Annotated in this window: 7 protein-coding genes and 1 pseudogene; 2 read left to right on the forward strand and 6 right to left on the reverse strand. The window is 35.3% G+C overall.

Features of this window, described 5'->3' with window-relative positions:
* The 4 genes from AC1DOS_RS17655 to AC1DOS_RS17670 form a co-directional block, all read right to left on the reverse strand.
* Nucleotides 1-259 (reverse strand): YnfA family protein (locus tag AC1DOS_RS17655; protein WP_477538554.1); only part of this gene is annotated, 259 nt, incomplete at its 3' end.
* Nucleotides 260-462: 203 nt separating this feature from the next.
* Nucleotides 463-1,248, reverse strand: coding sequence for a DUF817 domain-containing protein (locus AC1DOS_RS17660; protein WP_477538555.1), 786 nt, complete (start codon nucleotides 1,246-1,248; stop codon nucleotides 463-465).
* 213 nt (nucleotides 1,249-1,461) lie between these two features.
* The gene (locus AC1DOS_RS17665; RefSeq protein WP_477538556.1) at nucleotides 1,462-1,734 is read right to left on the reverse strand and encodes a MafI2 family immunity protein; all 273 of its coding nucleotides are present in this window, start codon (nucleotides 1,732-1,734) and stop codon (nucleotides 1,462-1,464) included.
* A gap of 308 nt (nucleotides 1,735-2,042) precedes the next feature.
* Nucleotides 2,043-2,717, reverse strand: coding sequence for a DNA alkylation repair protein (locus AC1DOS_RS17670; RefSeq protein WP_108586984.1), 675 nt, complete (start codon nucleotides 2,715-2,717; stop codon nucleotides 2,043-2,045).
* Nucleotides 2,718-3,177: 460 nt separating this feature from the next.
* Between AC1DOS_RS17670 and AC1DOS_RS17675 the strand changes: the two genes are divergently transcribed.
* Complete coding sequence (locus AC1DOS_RS17675) at nucleotides 3,178-3,423, forward strand: GlsB/YeaQ/YmgE family stress response membrane protein (protein WP_477538557.1); 246 nt, start codon at nucleotides 3,178-3,180, stop codon at nucleotides 3,421-3,423.
* Nucleotides 3,424-3,457: 34 nt separating this feature from the next.
* On the opposite strand, the gene AC1DOS_RS17680 is transcribed toward AC1DOS_RS17675, so the two are convergent.
* Complete coding sequence (locus AC1DOS_RS17680; RefSeq protein ID WP_108586982.1) at nucleotides 3,458-4,144, reverse strand: lytic transglycosylase domain-containing protein; 687 nt, start codon at nucleotides 4,142-4,144, stop codon at nucleotides 3,458-3,460.
* 214 nt (nucleotides 4,145-4,358) lie between these two features.
* On the opposite strand from AC1DOS_RS17680, the gene mscL reads away from it, so the two are divergent.
* Nucleotides 4,359-4,742, forward strand: coding sequence for a large conductance mechanosensitive channel protein MscL (gene mscL, locus AC1DOS_RS17685; protein WP_477538558.1), 384 nt, complete (start codon nucleotides 4,359-4,361; stop codon nucleotides 4,740-4,742).
* A 55-nt stretch (nucleotides 4,743-4,797) separates the two neighbouring features.
* Here the strand turns inward: mscL and AC1DOS_RS17690 are convergent.
* Nucleotides 4,798-4,965 (reverse strand): annotated as a pseudogene (locus tag AC1DOS_RS17690) (IS3 family transposase); the annotation flags it as partial.
* Nucleotides 4,966-5,278 lie beyond the last annotated feature (313 nt).

Genomic DNA, 5,278 nt, shown 5'->3' on the forward strand with positions numbered 1-5,278 from the left:
ATGTATCAGGCATTTTTTTATCGATTCCCCATCCCCAGAGGACAGACAATATAATAAATACACCACCATAAGCAGCGTAAACTCTACCGAAAGATGGAAATGATTGAAAAGTAGCAATAACCCCGTATAGAGCTAACGCAATTCCTCCAAATAGCCCTAAATAAGCAGACTTGTCTTCCCTTAACCAAAGCCATATAAGGTATCCGCCACCAATYTCAGCTAAGCCAGCAAATAAAAAAAGAACGATTACTGTAAACAAAATACCTCACCCTTTCCGTGCTCTTTAACTATCAGTGGCATTTGAATTAACCTTTTTAAAACACTCTGACCACGTAAGACAGTGACACTTCAATCCATTTTTTAATACATCCAACATAGCATTAATGTGCTCCTTTTGTTTCTCTAATTCAGAACACTTGGAAGATCTGCTATTAGTTTAGATACACTAGATACTAAAAACGTCTATTCCCTCGGTGCACGTCCTAGTGGAGTTTTTCCCTTAACCTGCTTTAACGTCGCTACTATAAGAAAGCTAACAATCACTAATAAGAGCCATGAACTCACCTTCCCTAGATGAACGAGACTCCATGCATCGATTTGGTTTGGATATTCCCAAGCTCCGAAGAACGTTGCGATATTTTCGGCTATCCATATAAAAAATCCGATGAGCACAAAAGAAAGAGCGAGTGGCATACGGTAACGAGTTCCATCAACCTCGTAAGTGACCCATGATTGCCAAAAGACGATAATTACAAGTCCAGATAACCACCAACGAACGTCAATCCAATAATGGTGGGTGAAAAAATTTAAATAAATCGCAGCTGCAAGAGGTACAACTACCAAAAACGGTGGCCACTTAACCAGTTCAACCTTAAACCTCCTCCACGCCTGGCAAAGATAACTCGCTACACTTGCGTATATGAATCCGCTATACAAAGGCACTCCAAAAATTTTGAAATATCCCTCCTCTGGATAAGACCAGGAGCCCATATGTACCTTGAAAAGTTCAAGAGCAAGTCCAATAAGATGGAACAATGTGATAACCTTTAGTTCATTCCGTGTTTCAAGCCCAGAACGCACCATCCACCACTGCATCAGAAGGCAGATGATGAACAGCCAGTCATACCGTGGTAGGAAGGGAATTGGCATGATTTGTGTAAAAGCCAATGAGGCAAAAATAACGACAGGAAACAAACATGATAGAGCCTGCTCCCAACCAAAACGTACGAGTTGTTTTAGTGCTCTCATGATTTGTGCCTCCAAAGGTTTTTTCTGAATATATGTAAGTCCTGCTTAGTATAGTAGCTAAATAGATTTAGGGTATGTACATAGGTTTACCGCCGATTAATTTCTTTTATTTTAAAAGGTTATTTAAAGGAGTTATCTTTAGGTGCAAAGCATTTTGTCCTAGAAGCAAAATATTTTCATGTGAAGCTCCCGTTAGGTAAAATGAGTTTGCCTTTAATCTTCCCATCTTAAAAAAGCCCAAAAGTGCAACTTCTCCATTCTTAAAGGGTATGGAACATGCAAGTATTCCTCATTAACGGTTTTAATTATAGGAAAATCGGCTATTACCTCAGCACAAGCTACGCTTAATATCTCTTTTTCTTCCTCAGTTGCTTCCTCGTTAAAGTAACCTCTCCAGTACATCGTTTCGTTTTCTAATTTCACTGTAAGTCCTCTTAATTTGTAGGGTATTGGCTCTAGTAGGGCGTAATGGCAACAAATAGTCAAATCATCTAACTTGCCGCTTTAGTTCAATAACGTTCATCTTAACTTTAACATAAATATCCATTTACCCTTTTATTGGGCATAGTAACCCGTAAGTGTTTTAACATGAATTTGCAAAACTACAATAACTTCTGTCATTTTGCAAAATAAGGTGCCATTTGATATGCTAATTTTCATTTATCTAGTTTATAAACCCTGTCAAATCAATACAAAGAAGCAGTCCAAATTAGATTCTAATTAGACTGCTAATTGGTTTGCTATTTAATGTTTTGTACTCGAAAACAGAACCCGTTACCATATAGGCGGCTTTTTCATTTTAGATGCTTTAAGGCTTCACGTTTACTTAATGGTTTTAATTCATGTGATGCAACAAATTGTTGGACGAAGACAGGGTTGGTTTTTGCATATTCTCTTAACACCCAACCAATAGCTTTTTGTATAAAGAATTCATTAGAATTTTTATGTTTTGTTATAATTTCAATTAATACTTTTTCATCTGTGTCTTTTTTATATTTTAATTGATGAAGGATGGCTGCACGATTTAACCACATATTATCAGAATCTGACCACTGGAGCATGACCTTCTCTCCATTCTTTCGGTCTCTTTTGACAATATCTCCAACAATAGTCGGTGCAATGGAATCCACACTATCCCACCATGACTTTTTGGTTATCAGTTTCTCAAGAAACCCCAAATCGTCAACAGATAATGTTTTTAGTTTTTTGCTAAGTAAAGCGATCGCCACATATTGATACTCTCGCTCAGGCAATTGATAAATATTCCAAACTTCCTCAAGCAACTCAGGTTTTTCAGGAATGTCATGTGTTGAGAAGTAATTTCTTAATGCTTCCGTTCGAGCAGGGCTTTTAATACCTAAAAAGGGAAAATGATGTTTCATATAAGCTTTCATCGGCTCAGCTAATTGATCATTACTAAGATTTTTAAATAATTGAACATATGTATGACGATTCCATGGTTGTTTCACTTTATTGCTCCTTTTACACTGACCTTATTAATCTGCTAAAAAAGGTGGATAGATTTCCTATCCACCTTTTTTTATAAAAATTCAATTACATCGAATACGAGGTTAAAGATAAATACTGTATGAATAACTACAAACCATAGTGCCTGTTTATTTAGTTTTTTCATCATGATTTGATCCATCTCAACCATCTCCCTTTCTTAGATTATACGCCTCAAATTTAGAATTCGCAAAATATTTTTACAACTTTCTTTATAAATAAAGGAGTATTTACTTTGTTATTTTATGTCGAAATACATAAAAAATGAACATTTGGAAATCATATTTACATAGCTCATTTATTTATAGGTAAATCGGCTTAACCTTGATGAAATAATTTTTCAAAAGTGGTTTGAACCTATTCAATTGAGGCTATCTATTAAGTAAGCAAGACAAACAATTATTGAACAGGAGATGGACAAACATGGAATTCATTTTATATCTTATTATCGGTGGTATTATTGGTTGGTTAGCTGGACTGATTCTTGGTAAAGATGTACCAGGCGGAATTATTGGTAACATTATTGCAGGTATTATTGGCGCTTGGATTGGCGGGATGTTATTCAGTTTTGGACCAGCAATTGCCGGTATTCAAATCATTCCAGCTTTAATCGGAGCAGTTATTTTAATATTCATCGTAAGCATGATTTTAAAAGCTTTACGTAAWTAATAAAAAGAGTCGTTCGAAATTCGAACGACTCTTTTTATTGTGTTGAAGACAGAGCTTGTCCCTCTGTCCTCTGTTCTTCTTCATATTTATTGTAATAATAAAGAACATCTTCTACATATTCATCACTATGATTGTACATATGGATAGCCTTTTCTATATTACCGGATGCTGCACCATTACTGGCTAAATATTTTGCAGCACTATGCATGGCATCTTCCATTTGAAAGGGATCTGCTTTACCATCCTCATTAGCGTCTACACCGTATCCCCCGTATTTAGCAATTATCTTTGGATTCGTTTTATCTTCGTCTGAGATAGCACCTTTTCCTTTACCTGAGCAACTTGGATGTTCCCAGCCAACAAATGTACATGGCATGAATTGCATATGCCCTTCAGCTCCTACTGGAGAAAGAAGTGGATCCATTGTTGAAAATTTCGTTTCAATACGATGATGTGCAGCTAATAATGTCCAGGGTATTTCATATTTATCTGCTGCTTCTTGATAAATGGGTATATATTCTTCCGGAATTTTGATATCCATCATCTTGTTTGGGGCATCTTGAATGGAATCTTTCACTATGTGGATGATTGGAATTCTTTTCAAATCTCCCCAGTACACACTTGCCAAGACGAAAATTGTCATCGTGATTGGAACCATAAGAATAATGACAAGGCTTTTTGTCACAATGGATATGGGCTTCTTTTTCTTTTGTATTTTCATGTTGTCGCATCCTGTTTTTTCTTCATTTTATCACACATATTCTAAGTCAGTCACTTCATTTTAAAAATGCTCTGTGGTGAGATCCAATCTATCTTATATAAGAAGATTTAAAAATTTATAACCAACTGGGCGATTTCGACGAATAAAAACAAATTTTTCATATACAGAAAGTTTTTCTTTTTGTAGACTTACTAGGTAAAGGAGATGAGGAATTATGTGGCAAGACTTTAAGAAGTTTGCATTTAAAGGTAATGTCATGGATTTGGCAATTGCAGTAGTAATCGGCGCAGCTTTCGGTAAAATCGTAACTTCCCTTGTAACAGACATTATCACACCTTTAATTGGCGTCCTAATGGGTGGAGTGGATTTCTCTGGTTTAGTATTTCAAGTTGGCAAAGCTAAATTTATGTACGGGAACTTTATACAATCAATCTTCGACTTTATCATTGTAGCTTTAGCAATCTTTATGGTTATTCGTATTATGATGAAATTCCAACGTAAAAAAGAAGAAGTGGTTGAAGAAAGTCCAGTTATTGATGCTAAAGAAGCATTACTTGTTGAAATTCGTGATTTACTCAAAAACCAAAAGCCTCTATAGATTAGACAGAAAAAGCACTGCATTTGATCTGAACCCAAAAAGTTAGACACGAATATTAGGCGGCTGATAAGGTATGAATTCGGTATTGAACCGGACTCATGCCTTTTAATTTTGCCTTAATCCGTTTGTGGTTGTAGTAATCAATATATTGTTCTAATTCTTGCTTGAGATGATCGATACTTTCAAACTCTTTAAGATATAATAACTCAGATTTCAATAAACCAACGACCTCTCCAATTAAGAAGTACGCTAACAGATTTGAGATACCGATTCCATCGTTAGCTCCAGGTATTAAACTTTGGGCATAATTTTGTGCTAAAGCCACATTTGCCGTTATTGAAAATAACAATAATGGTAATATTGCAGTTGAAAATTTTATTTTCTTTTGTATGGCAAGATATAAACAGATAATAATATATAAGAAAATAACAACACCCAACCTGTTCACTCCTCTTTGTTTCTCATTCTTATTATTCTGTATATACCAAATAGTTCCTTTTTATAGTTATGTTTAAAGTGGTTGTACACCTTTTCAA

Source organism: Paenisporosarcina sp. P5_A11 (genome assembly GCF_056400705.1).